General features: G+C 74.1%; 15 protein-coding genes. 5 read left to right on the top strand and 10 right to left on the bottom strand.

What is annotated here, in order from left to right:
* Positions 1 to 104: 104 nt before the first annotated feature.
* The 6 genes from rpsI to V6U89_RS04430 all read right to left on the bottom strand — a co-directional run bounded on the left by rpsI (position 105) and on the right by V6U89_RS04430 (position 4187).
* A complete protein-coding gene (gene rpsI / locus V6U89_RS04405; RefSeq protein WP_334569302.1) occupies positions 105 to 569 on the bottom strand; it encodes a 30S ribosomal protein S9 in 465 nt (154 codons plus the stop codon).
* A gap of 20 nt (positions 570 to 589) precedes the next feature.
* Positions 590 to 1033: a 50S ribosomal protein L13 gene (gene rplM / locus V6U89_RS04410; protein ID WP_154941857.1), complete on the bottom strand. Its 444-nt coding sequence runs from the start codon at positions 1031 to 1033 to the stop codon at positions 590 to 592.
* Positions 1034 to 1224: 191 nt separating this feature from the next.
* Complete coding sequence (locus V6U89_RS04415) at positions 1225 to 2607, bottom strand: nitrate/nitrite transporter (RefSeq protein WP_442933859.1); 1383 nt, start codon at positions 2605 to 2607, stop codon at positions 1225 to 1227.
* Between the two features lie 124 nt (positions 2608 to 2731).
* Positions 2732 to 3025, bottom strand: coding sequence for a type II toxin-antitoxin system PemK/MazF family toxin (locus V6U89_RS04420; protein WP_088960296.1), 294 nt, complete (start codon positions 3023 to 3025; stop codon positions 2732 to 2734).
* Positions 3015 to 3272: a DUF6364 family protein gene (locus V6U89_RS04425; RefSeq protein WP_132230932.1), complete on the bottom strand. Its 258-nt coding sequence runs from the start codon at positions 3270 to 3272 to the stop codon at positions 3015 to 3017. Before V6U89_RS04425 ends, V6U89_RS04420 begins: the two co-directional genes overlap by 11 nt.
* A gap of 213 nt (positions 3273 to 3485) precedes the next feature.
* Positions 3486 to 4187: a class I SAM-dependent methyltransferase gene (locus V6U89_RS04430; protein WP_334569304.1), complete on the bottom strand. Its 702-nt coding sequence runs from the start codon at positions 4185 to 4187 to the stop codon at positions 3486 to 3488.
* A gap of 146 nt (positions 4188 to 4333) precedes the next feature.
* Here V6U89_RS04430 and V6U89_RS04435 point away from each other — a divergent pair, with 146 nt between their 5' ends.
* Genes V6U89_RS04435 through V6U89_RS04455 form a run of 5 tightly spaced genes read left to right on the top strand, consistent with a single transcriptional unit; the run spans position 4334 to position 11927 of the window.
* Entirely contained in the window at positions 4334 to 6442 is a 2109-nt protein-coding gene (locus V6U89_RS04435) for a molybdopterin oxidoreductase family protein (RefSeq protein WP_334569305.1), read from the top strand.
* Entirely contained in the window at positions 6439 to 7869 is a 1431-nt protein-coding gene (locus tag V6U89_RS04440) for an FAD-dependent oxidoreductase (RefSeq protein ID WP_334569307.1), read from the top strand. The genes V6U89_RS04435 and V6U89_RS04440 overlap by 4 nt, the downstream gene beginning before the upstream one ends.
* A 55-nt stretch (positions 7870 to 7924) precedes the next feature.
* A complete protein-coding gene (gene nirB, locus V6U89_RS04445) occupies positions 7925 to 10459 on the top strand; it encodes a nitrite reductase large subunit NirB (RefSeq protein ID WP_334569308.1) in 2535 nt (844 codons plus the stop codon).
* A 32-nt stretch (positions 10460 to 10491) separates the two neighbouring features.
* On the top strand, positions 10492 to 10839 hold the full coding sequence (gene nirD, locus V6U89_RS04450) for a nitrite reductase small subunit NirD (RefSeq protein ID WP_334569309.1): 348 nt from the start codon (positions 10492 to 10494) through the stop codon (positions 10837 to 10839).
* On the top strand, positions 10839 to 11927 hold the full coding sequence (locus V6U89_RS04455) for a uroporphyrinogen-III synthase (RefSeq protein ID WP_334569310.1): 1089 nt from the start codon (positions 10839 to 10841) through the stop codon (positions 11925 to 11927). The genes nirD and V6U89_RS04455 overlap by 1 nt, the downstream gene beginning before the upstream one ends.
* Before the next feature lie 13 nt (positions 11928 to 11940).
* On the opposite strand, the gene V6U89_RS04460 is transcribed toward V6U89_RS04455, so the two are convergent.
* From V6U89_RS04460 to V6U89_RS04475, 4 genes are all read right to left on the bottom strand, one after another.
* A complete protein-coding gene (locus tag V6U89_RS04460; RefSeq protein ID WP_088960288.1) occupies positions 11941 to 12561 on the bottom strand; it encodes a GTP-binding protein in 621 nt (206 codons plus the stop codon).
* Complete coding sequence (locus V6U89_RS04465; RefSeq protein WP_088960287.1) at positions 12542 to 12904, bottom strand: DUF742 domain-containing protein; 363 nt, start codon at positions 12902 to 12904, stop codon at positions 12542 to 12544. The genes V6U89_RS04460 and V6U89_RS04465 overlap by 20 nt, the downstream gene beginning before the upstream one ends.
* Before the next feature lie 89 nt (positions 12905 to 12993).
* Positions 12994 to 13401, bottom strand: coding sequence for a roadblock/LC7 domain-containing protein (locus V6U89_RS04470; protein WP_007465177.1), 408 nt, complete (start codon positions 13399 to 13401; stop codon positions 12994 to 12996).
* On the bottom strand, positions 13398 to 16631 hold the full coding sequence (locus V6U89_RS04475) for a sensor histidine kinase (protein ID WP_334569311.1): 3234 nt from the start codon (positions 16629 to 16631) through the stop codon (positions 13398 to 13400). Before V6U89_RS04475 ends, V6U89_RS04470 begins: the two co-directional genes overlap by 4 nt.
* Positions 16632 to 16803: the final 172 nt, after the last annotated feature.

Below are 16803 nucleotides of genomic sequence, written 5' to 3' on the forward strand. Positions count from 1 at the left end.
CCTCCGATGAAAGGGTCCCAGGGGAAACGGCGGACGGCCGGGCCACCTCCCGTGTGGGGAGGTGATCCCGGCCGTCCGTCAGAAGTACAACGTGTCGCTGATGATCAGCGCTTCGAGTACTGAGGAGCCTTACGGGCCTTCTTGAGGCCGTACTTCTTGCTCTCCTTGACCCGGGCGTCCCGGGTCAGGAAGCCGGCCTTCTTCAGGGCCGGGCGGTCGTCCGGCTCGTTGACGATCAACGCCCGGGCGATGGCCAGCCGCAGCGCACCGGCCTGGCCGGTGGTGCCGCCGCCACGCAGGTTGGCGATGACGTCGAACGCCTCGGGCTTCTCGGCGGTGACCAGCGGGTCCTTGATGAGCTGCTGGTGCACCTTGCTCGGGAAGTAGGCCTCGAGGTCCCGGCCGTTGCAGGTGATCTTGCCGCTGCCGGGGACGATGCGCACCCGGACGATGGCCTCCTTGCGCCGACCCACGGTCTGGATGGGGCGGTCACCACGAGGCGCGCGGGCGATGGGCGCCGGCGCCTCGGTGGCCTCGGGGGCGACCTCGGTCTCGGTGATGTCGGTCATGCTGTTTCCTTCGCCCGCGCTCACTGCGCGATCTGCTTGATCTCGAACGGCACCGGCTGCTGAGCGCCGTGCGGGTGCTCGGCACCGGCGTAGACCTTCAGCTTCTTGATGAGCTGACGGCCGAGCTTGTTGTGCGGGAGCATGCCCTTCACGGCCAGCTCGATGGCCCGCTCGGGACGCTTGGTCAGCAGCTCGTCGTAGCCGACCTGCTTGAGACCACCCGGGTAACCGGAGTGGCGGTAGGCGATCTTGGTCTGACGCTTGTTGCCGGTCAACGCAACCTTGCCCGCGTTCACGATGACGACGAAGTCGCCCGTGTCGACGTGCGGCGCGAAAGTCGGCTTGTGCTTGCCGCGCAGCAGCGTGGCGGCGTGGGTGGCCAGGCGGCCCAGCACGACATCAGAGGCGTCGATAACGTGCCACTGACGCTCGATCTCACCCGGCTTCGGGCTGTACGTACGCACAGGTCTACCTTGTCTCGTCGTCGGTCTGGGGTCGCGCGCCGAGGTGACCAGGCGCGCACGAACGACCAAGCGTACCTGATGCGGCACGCCTCTGGATGTCGTACAACAGCAGGCAACGATACCCGGCGCCCCGTCGGCAGGTCAAAACGGGGGGTCACCCAGCGTGGCATGCGACGTGACGATGGTACAGGTCACACCCCGGCCAGCCGGCGCGGGCCCGGGCGCAGGTACACCGCCCAGGTCAGGGCGAAGCAGAGCGCGTACCAGCCGATGAAGGCCAGGTACGCCGCGTCGGCGTTGCCGGAGGTCAGGAACGACTGCCGGAAGGCGATGTTGACCAGCACCCCACCGGACGCGCCGACCGCCCCGGCGATGCCGATCAGTGACCCGGAAAGCCGGCGGGCCCGCCGCTCGGCCGCCTCGGGGTCGCCGGTCAGCTCCCCCTCGGCCGCCGCCTTGGCGCGGAAGATCGCCGGGATCATCTTGTACGTCGATCCGTTGCCGATCCCGGAGAAGACGAAGAGCGCCAGGAACCCGGTGAGGTAGAGCGGGAACGACTGCTCCCGGGCCGCGTACAGCACCAGCCCGGCGCCCAGGGCCATCGCCACGAAGTTCCAGAAGGTGACCCGGGCCCCGCCGAGCCGGTCGGCCAACTGGCCGCCGAGCGGCCGGATCAGCGACCCGATCAGCGGGCCGAGGAAGGTCAGCCAGGCGGCGTCGACCGGGGTCGGGAAGCGCTCGGCGAACTGGAGCTGGAGCACCTGCCCGAAGGCGAAGCCGAAGCCGATGAAGGAGCCGAAGGTGCCGATGTAGAGCAACGACATCACCCAGGTGTGCGGTTGGCGGGCCGCCTCGCGCAGCGCGCCCGGCTCGTTGTGGGCGTTGGGGAGGTTGTCCAGCCAGCGCGCCGAGGCCAGCGCGGCCAGCACGATCAGCGGCAGGTAGACCGCCGGCACCAGCCGGGGGTACGCCGCCCCCGCGGTGGCCAGCACGGCGAGCCCGACCAGCTGCACCGCCGGTACGCCGAGGTTGCCCCCACCGGCGTTGAGCCCCAGCGCGCGGCCCTTGAGCCGGTCCGGGAAGAAGAGGTTGATGTTCGCCATCGAGGAGGCGAAGTTGCCCCCGCCGACCCCGGTGAGGCAGGCCAGCACCATCAGCGTGGTGTACGACACCCCCGGCTCCAGCAGCACCGTCATCGGCACCGCCGGCACCAGCAGCAACAGGGCGCTGACGATGGTCCAGTTCCGGCCGCCGAAGCGGGCCACCGCCAGCGTGTAGGGCAGCCGCAGCACCGCGCCCAGCGCGGCCGGCACGGCGGTGAGGAGGAACTTGCCCGCCGGGTCGATGCCGTACGCGGGCCCGAGGAAGAGCACGGTGACCGACCAGAGGCTCCACACGGAGAACCCGACGTGCTCGGCGAAGATCGACACCCACAGGTTGCGGCGGGCGATCGGCGCCCCGGTCGTCCCCCAGAACGTCGGGTCCTCGGGGCGCCAGTCGTCGATCCGGTGCCGGCGCCCGGCGGCGGCCGTGGGGTCGGCGGGGGCTGTTGTCGTGGGGGCGAGCGTGCTCACGGCGGCTCCTCCTGGTCGATGTGACGTCCAGAAGGTTAGGAACGGCCGGTTACCCGGCCGTGCCTGTCGCGGGTCGTTCCGGAAACGGAGATCGCACGTCGGCCGCCGGGCGGTGGTGAGGCGGTCAGAGCTGCTGGAGGATGCGCAGCGCCCGTCCCACCCGCTGCATGGTCTCGGTGTCGGCGACGTCGACGCACTCGGTGAACCACTTCTTCATCGGCGAGGAGAGCCGGTCGGGCATCACCACGTACCCGCCCATCGGCACGGCGAGCGGAGAGTCCCGCAGCAGCGCCGTCTCGACCACCTCGGCCACCATGACGATCGGCACGTCGGTGGAGTTGTAGACGTCGGTGCTGATCACCAGCCCGAGCCGTTCCCGGGCGCCCTCGATCCGCCAGATCTCGCCCCTACGCAGCACGCGGGCGTCCGCCGAAGAGCGCGTCGTCGACCATGCCGACCTCCCGGGCGTCGGCGAGCGCGGCGGCCTCCAGGTCGAGCCCCGCCCGGCCGACCGCGGCGGCGTGCGCGGTGAAGACCTCGCGCAGCGCCTTCTCCCGGGCCGCCTGGTCCATCCACGCGGAGAGCGACAACCCCTCGCGCTTGGCGAACCGGCGTGCCTCCTCGATCGTCTCGTCGGAGAACGACAGAGTCACCTTGGCAGTCATGCCACAGAGACTACCCTCTGGTATGACCACCAGTCATCCCACTCCCCGCCCACCACCGAACCGGTCAAATCACCCCCATCACCCGTCCCCCGCACTCCCCACCCACTGGCGCACTTTCCGAGAAAGAGTGGCTATTCCGCCTCGACTAGCCACTCTTTCTCGGAAAGCGCGCGGACCTCGGGGGACGCGAGTGCGGGGAGTTGGGGGTGGGGGTCAGGTGGGCGGGCGGGTGCCGCCGAGGACGGCGAAGCGCCACGCCTTGAAGAAGCAGTCCACGTCGACCAGCCCGGCCTCGGCGAGCCAGCGGCACTGCGCGTCCACCGGCGCCGGCCGGTCGTGCCGCATCCGCTCCCGGGCGGCGGCCAGCTCCGCGTCGTCGGACCCGAGCGTGCTGGCCTGGGCCACCCAGATCTCGTCGTAGCGACGGTCCAGGGCGGGGGTGGGGCCGGCCACCTGTTCGGCGTTGACGAACACCCCGCCGGGCGTCAGCGCCTCGGCGGCGCGCCGGTAGAGGGCGCGCTTGCCGTCGTCGTCGAGGTGGTGGACGGCCAGGGCGGTAACCACCGCGTCGTACCGGCCGGCGGGGAGCGGGTCGGCCAGGTCGGCGACCACCGTCCGGTGCGGCACGCCCCGGGCGGCCAGCGCGTCGGCGGCCACCGCCAGCATCCGCGGGGCGCCGTCGAGCAGGGTCACCCGGACCCCGGGCAGCGCCGCGGTGAGCAGCAGCGAGAGCAGCCCGGTGCCCGCGCCCAGGTCCAGCACCTCGGGGGTACGCCCCGCGGCCAGCGCGGCCCGCAGCGGCACGGCCGCCACCTCCACCGCCGTGCCGTAGAAGTCGTCGAAGCGCGGCACCAGGCGGCGTCTGGCCTGGTCGTAGCTGCCGGCCACCGCGTCGAACGCCGCCGTCACGCTCATCGTCGCCTCCCGCATTTCAGGACAGATATCCCATATTCTAGGCCCACCGACCGGCCGGCTGCCCGCGTGCGGTGTGAGGCGCTCTTGACAGGACCGAAACAGACGGGACCCGGACCGGAAACCGCCCCCCGGCACGCTTCACTGGCATGACAGACCGTGCCCGCTCCGCGACCCGATCGGGGGGCGACCCCCGACAGGCGGAGACGCACTGCCCGTACTGCGCCCTGCAGTGCGGGATGGTCCTGCGCGAGACCGGCGACCGGGTGGAGGTGCTTCCCCGCCAGTTCCCCACCAACCGGGGCGGGCTGTGCCAGAAGGGCTGGACCGCCGCCGAGCTGCTGGACCACCGGGACCGGCTGACCACCCCCCTGGTACGCGACCCGGCCACCGGCGAGCTGCGCCCGGCGACCTGGGCGGCCGCGCTCGACCGGATCGCCGCCGGCATCCGCGCCGTCCAGGCCGGACACGGCCGCGACGCGGTCGCGGTCTTCGGCGGCGGCGGGCTCACCAACGAGAAGGCGTACGCGCTCGGCAAGTTCGCCCGGGTGGCGCTGCGTACCCGGCACATCGACTACAACGGCCGGTGGTGCATGTCCTCGGCCGCCGCGGCCGGGATCCGCGCCTTCGGCGTCGACCGGGGGCTGCCCTTCCCGCTGGCCGACCTCGGCCGGGCCGAGACCCTGCTGCTGGTCGGCGCCAACCCGGCGGAGACCATGCCGCCGCTGATGCGCCACCTGGCCGACCAGCGGGACCGCGGCGGACGCCTGATCGTCGTCGACCCCCGGGTCACCGCCACCGCCCGGCAGGCCGACCTGCACCTGCAACCGCTGCCCGGCACCGACCTCGCGGTGGCCAACGCGCTGCTGCACATCGCGCTCACCGAGGGCCTCATCGACAAGGACTACGTCGCCGCCCGGACCACCGGCTTCGACGAGGTACGTCGCACGGTCGCCGGCTACTGGCCGGCGGAGGTGGAACGGCTCTCCGGAGTGCCGGTGGCCGACCTGGAGGCGACCGCCCGCGCGCTGGGCACCGCCGGCAGCGCGATCATCCTCACCGCCCGGGGCGCGGAACAGCACGCCAAGGGGGTCGACACCGTCAGCGCCTTCGTCAACCTGGCGCTCGCCCTCGGCCTGCCCGGCCGCCCCGGCTCCGGCTACGGCTGCCTGACCGGCCAGGGCAACGGCCAGGGCGGCCGGGAACACGGGCAGAAGGCCGACCAGCTGCCCGGGTACCGGAAGATCGACGACCCGGCGGCCCGGGAACACGTGGCGGGCGTGTGGGGGGTCGACCCCGAGGACCTGCCCGGGCCGGGCGTGCCGGCATACCAGCTGCTCGACTCGCTCGGCACTCCCGGCGGCCCCCGGGCGATGCTGGTCTTCGGCTCCAACCCGGTGGTCTCCGCGCCCCGGGCCGCCCGGATCGAGTCCCGGCTGCGCGGGCTCGACCTGCTGGTGGTGGCCGACTTCCTGCTCTCCGAGACGGCCGCCCTCGCCGACGTGGTGCTGCCCGTCGCGCAGTGGGCCGAGGAGGACGGCACGATGACCAACCTGGAGGGTCGGGTGCTGCGCCGCCGGGCGCTGCGCGAGCCGCCGCCCGGGGTCCGGAGCGACCTGGCGGTCCTCGCCGAGCTGGCCGACCGGCTTGACGCCCCGGCGTCCTTCCCGACCGACCCGGCCGAGGTCTTCACCGAGCTGCGCCGGGCCTCGGCCGGCGGCGTCGCCGACTACGCCGGGGTGAGCTGGGAGCGGATCGAGGCCGACGAGGGGGTCTTCTGGCCCTGCCCCGACCCCGCCGGGCCGGACACGCCCCGGCTCTTCGCCGACTCCTTCGCCACCCCGGACGGCCGGGCCCGGTTCCAGCCGGTGACCCACCGGCCCGCCGCCGAGCCGGTCTGCGCCGACTATCCACTGCACTTCACCACCGGTCGGGTGCTCGCCCAGTACCAGTCCGGCACTCAGACCCGGCGGGTCGCCGCGCTGCGCCGGGCCGCTCCCGGCGGCTTCGTCGAGCTGCACCCCGACCTCGCCGACCGGCTCGGGGTGACCGAGGGCGACGAGGTGCGGGTCGCCTCCCGGCGGGGCGAACTGCGCGCGCCGGCTCGGCTCACCCCGACGATCCGGCCGGACACCGTCTTCGCGCCGTTCCACTGGGGCGGCGCGGCCCGGGCCAACTCCGTGACCAACGACGCGACGGACCCGGTCTCCGGGATGCCCGAATTCAAGATCTGCGCCGTACGGGTGGAGAAAGCATGAACGTGGTCATCGTGGGATACGGCATGGCCGGGTCCCGCCTCGCCGCCGAACTGCATGCCCGGGACGGGGACCGGAAGGTCACCGTGCTCGGGGCGGAGCCGCACCGAGCGTACAACCGGATCATGCTCTCCACCCTGCTGGCGGGAAAGGTCGCCGAGCCGGACGTGGAGCTGGCCGAGGTGGCCGGGCAGGGCGTCGACGTGCGTACCGGGGTGCAGGTGACCGGGATCGACCGGGACGCCCGCGTGGTCCACACCGACGACGGCGACCGGATCCCGTACGACCACCTGGTGCTCGCCACCGGCAGCCGGGCCATCGTGCCGCCGCTGCCCGGCCTGGACCCGGCCGACCTGCCGGAGCGGGTGGTCCCGTTCCGCACGCTGGACGACTGCCGGCGGATCCTCGCCGCCGCCGAGAGCGCCCGCAGCGCCCTGGTGCTCGGCGGCGGGCTGCTCGGGCTGGAGGCGGCGCGCGGGCTCGCCGCCCGGGGGCTCGACGTCGGCGTGGTGCACCCGGTGCCGTACCTGATGGAACGCCAGCTCGACCCGACCGGGGCGGCCGTGCTGGCCGGCACCCTCGCCGGCCTCGGGGTGACCACCCACCTGGCCGTCGCGGCCACCGGCGTGGCGGCGGACGCCGACGGGGTACGCCTCGACCTGGCCGACGGCCGGTCGCTCTCGGCCGACCTGCTGGTGATCTCCTGCGGGGTACGCCCCGACACCGCGCTGGCCGCCGCGGCCGGGCTGGCCGTGGAGCGGGGTGTGGTGGTCGACGACCAGCTGCGCACCGGCGACCCCTGCATCTCGGCGATCGGCGACTGCGCCCAGCACGACGGCACGCTGACCGGGCTGGTCGCGCCGGCCTGGGCGCAGGCCCGCGTGCTGGCCCAGGCGCTCACCGGCGAGGACCCGGCCGCCCGTTACCGGCCCCGGCCGGTGGTGACCCGGCTCAAGGCGGCCGGCATCGACCTCGCCGCGATGGGCGACCCCGCCGGTGGCCCGGGCGAGGAGCTGACCTTCGCCGACCCGGCCCGGGGCACGTACGCCCGGCTGCGCATCCACGAGGAGCGGCTGACCGCCGCGATCCTGCTCGGCGACAACCCGTCGGTCGGCACGGTGGTGCAGCTCTTCGACCGGGGCGCGCCGGTGCCGGCCGACCGGCGGGCGCTGCTGCTGGGCCGCGCGCTGGGCGGGACCGCGGCCGCGCCGGCGGAGTCCCCGGCGCTGATGCCGGACGCGGCCACCGTCTGCCAGTGCAACGACGTGCGCAAGGGCGCGCTGGTCGCCTGCTGGCGGGCCGGGGCCCGGACGGTGGACGAGGTGGTGGCGACCACCCGGGCCGCCACCGGCTGCGGCGGCTGCCGGGACGCGGTCGCCGGCATCGTCGACTGGCTCTCCGAGGCGGACTCGGTGGGGGCGACCCGATGACCCGACGGAAAGCGATCGAGGGACCTGACGTGACGGACCCCGAGGAGGTGACGCGATGACCGGCGGACGATTGGTCGTCGTCGGCAACGGCATGGTCGGACAACGGTTCGTCGAGGCGCTGCGCGCCCGCGACCACGACCGGCGGTGGCGGGTGACGGTGCTCGCCGAGGAACACCGGGCGGCGTACGACCGGGTGCGGCTCTCGGCGTTCTTCGACGGGGTGGGTGCCGACGAGCTGAACCTGCACACCCCCGACGACGGGGTCGACCTGCGCCTCGGCGAGGCCGTCACCGGCGTCGACCGGGAACGCCGGGTGGTGACCACCGCGGCCGGCGAACACCCGTACGACGCGCTGGTGCTGGCCACCGGGTCGTACCCGTTCGTGCCGCCGGTGGACGGCACGGCGCTGCCCGGGGTCTTCGTCTACCGCACCCTGGACGACCTGGAGGCGATCCGGGCGCACGCCCGGGGTCGGCGCACCGGCGCGGTGATCGGCGGCGGCCTGCTCGGCCTGGAGGCGGCCAACGCCCTGCGCCTGCTCGGCCTGGCCACCCACGTGGTCGAGTTCGCGCCCCGGCTGATGCCGGTGCAGGTCGACGAGGCGGGTGGCGCGATGCTGCGCCGCTACGTCGAGGAGCTGGGGGCGGTCACCACCCACCTCGGGGTGGCGACCACCGCGCTGCGCCCCGGCCCGGACGGCGTCGTGGCCGGGCTGGAGCTCTCCGACGGCAGCACGATCGACGCGGAACTGGTCGTGGTGGCCGCCGGCATCCGCCCCCGCGACGAGCTGGCCCGGGCCGCCGGGCTGCCGCTGGGCCCGCGCGGCGGGGTGCTGGTCGACGCGACCTGCCGCAGCGACGACGAGCGGATCTGGGCGGTGGGCGAGTGCGCGGCGGTCGACGGCACCTGCCACGGCCTGGTCGCCCCCGGGTACGCGATGGCCGAGGTCGTCGCCGACCGGTTGCTCGGCGGGTCGGCGACCTTCCCCGGGGCGGACACCGCCACCAAGCTCAAGCTGCTCGGCGTGGACGTGGCCTCGTTCGGCGACGCGCACGGCACGACGCCGGGCTGCCTGGACGTGACCTTCACCGACCCGGCTACCCGGTCGTACGCGAAGCTGGTCCTCTCCGACGACGCGCAGACGCTGCTCGGCGGCGTGCTGGTCGGGGACGCGAGCGCCTACCCCACGCTACGGGCCAGCGTCGGCGGGCCGCTGCCCGCTCCCCCGCTGGCGCTGCTGGCCCCGGCCGGCGGGGCGGGCGCCGGGGCCGGGGCGCTGCCCGGCGCGGCGCAGGTCTGCTCCTGCAACGCGGTGACCCGCGACGACATCGACACCGCGATCGCCGGCGGCGCGACCGACGTGCCGGCGCTGAAGGCGTGCACGCGGGCCGGCACCAGCTGCGGATCGTGTGTGCCGATGCTGAAGCAACTGCTCGACGCGGCCGGGGTGAAGCAGTCCACCGCGCTCTGCGAGCACTTCGACGCCAGCCGGCAGGAACTCTTCGACATCGTCCGGGTACGCGGCATCCGGACCTTCTCCGGGCTCATCGCCGAGCACGGGCGGGGGCGCGGCTGCGACATCTGCAAGCCGGTGGTGGCCTCGATCCTGGCCTCGCTCGGCACCGGGCACGTGCTCGACGGCGAGCAGGCCTCGTTGCAGGACACCAACGACCACTTCCTGGCCAACCTGCAACGCGACGGCAGCTACTCGGTGGTGCCCCGGATTCCCGGCGGGGAGATCACCCCGGAGAAGCTGATCGTGATCGGTGAGGTGGCCCGCGACTTCCGGCTCTACACGAAGATCACCGGCGGGCAGCGGATCGACCTGTTCGGCGCCCGGGTCGAGCAACTGCCGCAGATCTGGCGCCGGCTGGTCGACGCGGGCTTCGAGTCCGGCCACGCGTACGGCAAGGCGCTGCGGACGGTGAAGTCCTGCGTCGGCGAGACCTGGTGCCGGTACGGGGTGCAGGACTCGGTCGGCCTGGCCATCGCGCTGGAGCTGCGCTACCGGGGCCTGCGCGCCCCCCACAAGATCAAGTCGGCGGTCTCCGGCTGCGCCCGGGAGTGCGCCGAGGCCCGCAGCAAGGACTTCGGCATCATCGCCACCGACACCGGCTGGAACCTCTACGTCGGCGGCAACGGTGGCTTCCGGCCCCGGCACGCCGACCTCTTCGCCACCGACCTGTCCACGGAAGCGCTGGTTCAGCTGATCGACAGGTTTTTGATGTATTACATCCGCACCGCCGACCGGCTGCAACGCACCGCCGCCTGGATCGAGGCGATGGACGGCGGCCTCGACCACCTGCGCTCGGTGATCGTGGACGACTCGCTCGGGCTCTGCGCCGAACTCGACGCGGCGATGGCCCGGCACGTGGCGGCCTACTCCGACGAGTGGCGCGACGTCCTGGACGACCCGGAGCGGCTGCGCCGCTTCACCTCCTTCGTCAACGCGCCGGACGTGCCCGACCCGTCGATCAGCTTCGCCGTCGAGCGCGGGCAACCGGTGCCCGCGCGCGGCGCACCACCCACCCCGGCGGCCGAGCGCCGCCGCCAGCCGGTCGCCCTCGGCCTTCCGGAGGTACGTCGATGAGCCCGACGAGCACCGTGGACGGAGGCCGGGCGATGAGCCTGACGAGCACCCTGGACTGGACGGTCGTCTGCCCCGTCGACCGGTTGGATCCCGACCGGGGCGTCGCCGCGCTGGTCGACGGCGTACAGGTGGCGCTCTTCTCCACCGGCGGCGAACTCTTCGCGGTCGACAACCTCGACCCGGTCGGCGGCGCGTACGTGATGTCCCGGGGCATCGTGGGCAGCCGCGGCGGGGTGCCGACCCTCGCCTCCCCGCTGCACAAGCAGGTGTACGACCTGCGTACCGGACGCTGCCTGGACCTGCCCGGCGTGACGCTGCCCGTGCACCGGGTCCGCTGCCGGGACGGGCTGGTCGAGGTGCGGCTGCGACAGGAGGAGTGATGCGGGAGGAACTGGCCGGCTTCACCATCGGGGTCACCGCCGACCGGCGGCGCGACGAACTGGCCGCGCTGCTGCAACGCCGCGGCGCCCGGGTGGTGCTCGCCCCGGCCCTGCGGATCGTGCCGCTGGCCGACGACAGCGACCTGCGCGAGGCCACCCGCGCCTGCCTGGACCGGCCGCCGGACATCCTGATGGCGAACACCGGCATCGGGATGCGCGGCTGGCTGGAGGCGGCCGAGGGCTGGGGGCTCGCCGAGCCGCTGCGCTCGGTGCTGTCCCGGTCGTACGTGGTGGCCCGGGGGCCGAAGGCGCGCGGCGCGATCCGGGCCGCCGGGCTGCACGACGAGTGGTCGCCGGAGTCGGAGAGCTGCGACGAGGTGATCGACCACCTGCGGGCACGTGGGGTGGCCGGTCAGGTCATCGCGATGCAGCTGCACGGCGACCGGCAGCCGGAGTGCACCGAGGCGCTGGAGGCGGCCGGGGCCACCGTGATCGAGGTGCCGGTCTACCGCTGGGCGCCGCCCACCGACCCGGCCCCGCTGCACCGGCTGATCGACCTGGTCGCCGGCCGGCTGGTCGACGCCGTCACCTTCACCTCCGCGCCGGCGGCGGAGGCGCTGCTGCGGGCGGCCGGCGACCGGTCCGAGACGGTGCTGGAGGCGCTGCGCTCAGACGTGCTCGCCAGCTGCGTCGGCGCGGTCACCGCGGAGCCGCTGGTGCGCCGGGGAGTGCCGGTCAGCGCGCCCGCCCGGGCCCGCCTCGGGGCGCTGGTCCGGCAGATCGTCGACGAGCTGCCCCGCCGTACGGTGACCGTCAAGGCCGCCGGGCACCTGCTGACCCTGCGCGGGCACGCGGCCGTGGTCGACGGGGAGCTGCGGCCGCTCGCGCCCGCTCCGATGGCGGTGCTCCGGGCGCTCGCCGCGTCGCCCGGCCGGGTGCTGTCCCGCACCGCGCTGCTGCGGACCCTGCCCCGGGGCGCGGACGAGCACGCGGTGGAGATGGCGGTGGCCCGGCTGCGGGTCGGGCTGCAGGCCCCCAGCGTGGTGCAGACCGTGGTCAAGCGGGGCTACCGCCTCCGGGTCGAGTAGACCCGGAGGCGGTTCAGCCCACCGGGGCGTAGCCCCGACCGTGCTCGGACTCCAGCCGCAGCATGGCGTGCTCGACCACGGTCACCAGCACCTGCTTCACCGAGTCCCGCCGCCGGGCGTCGCACATCACCAGCGGCACGTCCGGCGAGATGGCCAGCGCCTCGCGGACCTCCTCCGGCTCGTACTGCGGCGCGTCGTCGAACCGGTTCAGCGCCACCACGTACGGCAGGTTCCGGTTCTCGAAGTAGTCCAGCGGCGCGAAGGCGTCCGTGATCCGGCGGGTGTCCACCAGCACGGCGGCGCCCACCGCCCCCCGGATGATCTCGTCCCACATGAACCAGAACCGGGTCTGCCCGGGAGTGCCGAACAGGTACAGGATCAGATCCTGCGCCATGGTGATCCGGCCGAAGTCCATGGCGACCGTGGTGGTCTCCTTGCCGGGCACCTTCGACGGGTCGTCGATGCCCACGCCGGCCGCCGTCATCAGCGCCTCGGTGGTCAGCGGCGTGATCTCGGAGATGGCGCCGACCATTGTCGTCTTGCCCACGCCGAAGCCACCCGCGACCACGATCTTCGCGGAGATGATCTCCCGGCTGCGGCGCGCCCCGGCGGGGTCATAGTTCGCGAAGTCCACTTAGCACCCTTCCCAGCAGGTTCATCCGCTCCTCGTAGCCCTCGGCCGGAGCGGCAGTGTGTAGCGTCAGCAGGCCCTCGGCCACCATGTCGGCGACCAGCACCCGGGTGACGCCCAGCGGCATCCGGGTGTACGCGGCGATTTCCGCCAGCGACTGTGCCCGGCCCTCGCAGACCGTGGCGATGCGGTACTTGTCGTGCCCGGCGAAGCGCGCTTCCGCACTCTGGGTGAGGCTGGCCGACAGCACCGCCTCCAGGGCGATGTCCCGGCTCGGCTCGGTACGGCCCCGGGTGACCGCGTACGGCCGCACCAACGCCCCGCGTGGGTCCCGCCGGGGTTCCATCCGCCATCACCTCCCTCCGCCCGGAGCGCACCGGCACCGGATCGCCTGTCCCTCGCCGGGCGCGAGCGCGCCCGGCGTCGTACCGCCGCCTACGACCGCACGGCGTCGCGGGGCAGCGGCACCAGCGCGGCGCCCACCCGCTCGACGAGCAGCGCCATCTCGTAGCCGACCTGCCCGACGTCGCAGCTGCGCGCCGCGAGCACGGCCATCGACGACCCGTCACTGATCGACATCAGGAACAGGTAGCCGCTGTCCATCTCGATCACCGTCTGGAGCACACCGCCCGCGCTGAACATCCGGGCGGCCCCCTCGGTCAGGCTCACCACGCCGGAGGTGATCGCGGCGAGTTGGTCCGCCCGGTCCCCCGGTAGGTCCCGCGACGAGGCGAGCAGCAGCCCGTCCGCGGACACCGCCACCACGTGGGCGATACCCGCCACGCTGTCGGCGAAGTTGGTGAGCAGCCAACCCATGTCCTGCATGGCAGCTGGCCTGTTCATCGGCGCGTCTCCTTGGTCGAGGTGCTGTTCTGGTCCGTACCGGCCGAACGGCCGCGCTGCACCCCGCGGTGGTAGGCGGAGAGCAGGCCGCGGACCTCGTCGGGGGTGCGGCGGCTACGGTCCCGCCCGTCCTTCGGCTCGATGCCGCCGGGGACGAGTTGGGCCTGGGGCACCCGCTTCGGCAGGCCGGAGCGGGTGGTGCCGCCGGTGGCCGGCTCGGCGGCCCGGGTGGCCCGGGACCAGCCTTCGTCGGCCGCCGTCCGCCAGGCGTCCGACTCCGCGGGTGGCGGGGTGGCGGGCTCCGTGGGCGGCGGGGCGGTGGGGGTCGCCGGCGGCGCGGACGGCGCCGCCTGCGGGACGTACGACGGGGGCGGCGACGCGACCGGCGGCTGCCCGGCGGCCGAGCCGACGGACTCGGTGCCGGCGGCGGGCGACCCCACGGACGGGGCGCCGGCCGCGTTCGGGGCGCTCGGCACCCGGGTCGGCAGCGGCGGTCGGCCGGGCTTCGCGGCGGAGGCGTCGGCCCGCGGCTCGTCGAAGTTGGGCCGGGTGAAGATCGCGGTGGCGTCGTCCCCGTGGGACCGGAACCAGACCGCCTCCATCTCGCGGAAGATCGGCGAGTCGGCCGGCCGGGTCGGGCGGGCCACCACCGGCACGGCCGGGGCCGGCGGGCTGTACGGCATCGCCGGGATCTCCGCCGCGACCGGGGTCGCCGGGGCGGACGGTGCCGCCGGTGCCGCCCCGAACGGCGTGAACGGCGGGGGCGCCGGGGTGAACGGTTCCGCCGGTGCCGACGGCACGCCGGCGACCGGCCCGAGGGGCAGCGCCGGGGCGGCGTCGGCGGCCGGGGTCCGCTTCGGCAGCCTCGGCCGCGGGTCGACCAGGGGCTGGGCCCCCGTCGGGTAGCCGGCTCCGTACGCCGGCTCGGCCGGGGCGGCCGAGAACGGCAGCGCGGAGGTGGGCGCCGCGGAGGCCGGCACGGCGGACGTCGGCACGGCCGAGGCGGGCACGGCGGAGGTGGGCGCGGACGGCGGGACCTGGCCGCCGAGCGTCACCGCCGGGGCGGTGTGCCGCGCGTCGACCGGCGGCTGCCAGGGCGCCGGAGCCGGCGGGGCGGCCCGCCACTGGTCGGTCAACGTCGCCGCGCCGGTACGCCCGCTGGTCAGCGAATCGCCGAGGCCGGCCGGGGTGAGCGGCGGCTGCTCGACCGCCAGCGGCTGGCGCGAGCGGGGCAGCGACTGGTCCCGGCCCCGGTGGGCGGGCAGCACCACGGTCGAGGTGGGGAGCGTCACCTGGGCGACAGTGCCGCCCTCGACGTTGCGCCGAAGCTCGACCCGGATGCCGTACCGGGAGGCGAGTCGGCTCACCACGGCCAGACCCATCAACCGGAACGCGGCCACGTCCACGCTCGGCGGCGCGGCCAGCCGGCGGTTGAGCGAGTCGAGCTGCTCGTCGGTGAGGCCCAGACCCCGGTCCTCGATCTGGATCAGCACGTAGTCGCGGATCCGGCGGCCGTCGGCGACCACGGTGGTGGTCGGCGGCGAGAAGCGGGTGGCGTTGTCGAGCAGTTCGGCGACCAGGCGGACCACGTCGTTGACGGCGTGCGCGGAGACCGAGATGTCGGTGTCGACGGTGCCGAACTCGATGCGGTTGTAGAGCTCGACCTCGGACTGGGCGGCCCGCAGGACGTCGACCAGCAGCGCGTCGTCGCGGCGGGGCACCGCGGAGTCGGCGCCGGCCAGGACGAGCAGGTTCTCGTCGTTGCGGCGCATCCGGGTGGCCAGGTGGTCGAGCTCGAAGAGCTGGGCGAGGCGCTTCGGGTCCTCCTCGCTGCGCTCGATCGCGTCCAGCTCGCCGATCATCCGGTCGACCAGCGTCTGACTGCGCCGGGCCAGGTTGAGGAACATCGCCGAGACGCTGGTACGCAGGGCGGCCTGTTCGGCGGCGACCCGGACCGCCTCGCGGTGCACGACGTTGAAGGCCAGCGCCACCTGGCCGACCTCGTCGCGGTTGCGCAGCCGGATCGGGTCGCGGACCTGGCGCACGATCTCGTCCACGCCGCCCTCGCCGACGCTGCCCATGTTCTGCAGCCGCCGCACGGCGTCCGGCAGGTCGTGGTTGGCCACCGACAGGGCGCCCTCGCGCAGTCGCCGCAGCGAATGGTTGAGCGAGCGGGCCAGCACCACGGCGAGCGAGACGGCGATGATCAGGGTGAGCAGCACCAGCGCAGACTCGATGACGGCCTGCCGGATGACATCACTGCGGGCCTGCTCGGCCCGGTCGAGCAGGCGGTCCTGAAGCTGGATCTCGGCCCACCGCATCAGGTCGTTGACCGAGCCGATCGAGGCGCTCGCGTCGGCCGCGCCGACCAGTGGCTGCTGCCCCACCGAGCGGGTGATGTCGGCGGCCACCCGGTCGGCGAGGCCGACCGCGTCGCCGGAGACGGTGCCCTCGACGAGGGCCCGCTGGTCCGGGTCGGCGGCCAGGGAGAAGGCGACCAGCGCCTCCTGCTGGCCGGTCAGCGTGGTGACGAAGGCGGAGAACTGCTCCTCGTCGATCCGGCCGGCGCTCAGCGCGGTGTAGGCGACCGCCTCCTCCTCGGCGACGGCCGCCTTGGCGCGGCTGAACGCGGCCACCGCGCGGCGGGCGTCGGCGAGGCTCTCCTGACCGGGGAGCTGGGCCAGGGCGTCGCCGTACGAGACGAGGTCGGTCAGGACGATGCCGTAGCGCAGGGTGGCCTCGGCCACCGGCATCTGCCGACGGTCGAGCACCTCCTGGCGGGTGCCGTTGAGCGTCTCCAGGTGATCGTCGATGACCTTGAGCCGGTCGCGGACGGCCGCCGGGACCTCGCCGATCCTGCCGCGCTCGGCGCGGTACTCCGTGATCCGCTGGTCGGTGGCGCGGACCCGCAGGTTGTAGTCGTCGGCCTTCTGCTGCGGGGTGGCCAGGTAGCCGGCCGCCGCCATCCGCTCCTTGTGCAGATCCTGGGTGAGCGCGGAGACGTCGACGGAGAGCGCGGTCAGCGACCGGATCCGGGTGGCGTCGTACGCGCCCTCACCGGTGGAGATGAGTCGGATAGTTGCCAGAGCAATGACGGCGGCGACCGGAACCACCAGAATGAGGGCGAGCTTGGAGCGGATCCGCGCGTCCCTCAGTCGGGGCAGCCGCCGCCCCCGGTCGCGCGGGGCGGCGTCGCCGATTTCGGGCAGGGTCGTCGGTCCGGTGCTCACGACATCGCCTCCGTCGTATCTTCCACGCCTGACCCGCCGACCCGTGCCTGGTGCAGCGGAGAGCGCCACGCGCGGCACGGCCGCGATTTCATCAGAGAAGATCGCGTTTGGGAAGCCGCAGTGCGGCAGGAAACGGTCAACCGGCGGCCTCGTCGCCCTTTGGCCTCATTGT

This window comes from Micromonospora sp. CPCC 206171 (assembly GCF_036906755.1).
Lineage (GTDB): Bacteria > Actinomycetota > Actinomycetes > Mycobacteriales > Micromonosporaceae > Micromonospora > Micromonospora purpureochromogenes.

Coding starts and splice junctions, on each gene's coding strand:
- V6U89_RS04465 (WP_088960287.1), bottom strand. CDS start 12,904: ATGGAACCCCGGCGGGACCCACGCGGGGCGTTGGTGCGGCCGTACGCG.
- V6U89_RS04425 (WP_132230932.1), bottom strand. CDS start 3,272: ATGACTGCCAAGGTGACTCTGTCGTTCTCCGACGAGACGATCGAGGAG.
- nirD (WP_334569309.1), top strand. CDS start 10,492: ATGAGCCTGACGAGCACCCTGGACTGGACGGTCGTCTGCCCCGTCGAC.
- V6U89_RS04470 (WP_007465177.1), bottom strand. CDS start 13,401: ATGAACAGGCCAGCTGCCATGCAGGACATGGGTTGGCTGCTCACCAAC.
- nirB (WP_334569308.1), top strand. CDS start 7,925: ATGACCGGCGGACGATTGGTCGTCGTCGGCAACGGCATGGTCGGACAA.
- V6U89_RS04440 (WP_334569307.1), top strand. CDS start 6,439: ATGAACGTGGTCATCGTGGGATACGGCATGGCCGGGTCCCGCCTCGCC.
- V6U89_RS04430 (WP_334569304.1), bottom strand. CDS start 4,187: ATGAGCGTGACGGCGGCGTTCGACGCGGTGGCCGGCAGCTACGACCAG.
- V6U89_RS04435 (WP_334569305.1), top strand. CDS start 4,334: ATGACAGACCGTGCCCGCTCCGCGACCCGATCGGGGGGCGACCCCCGA.
- rpsI (WP_334569302.1), bottom strand. CDS start 569: ATGACCGACATCACCGAGACCGAGGTCGCCCCCGAGGCCACCGAGGCG.
- V6U89_RS04455 (WP_334569310.1), top strand. CDS start 10,839: ATGCGGGAGGAACTGGCCGGCTTCACCATCGGGGTCACCGCCGACCGG.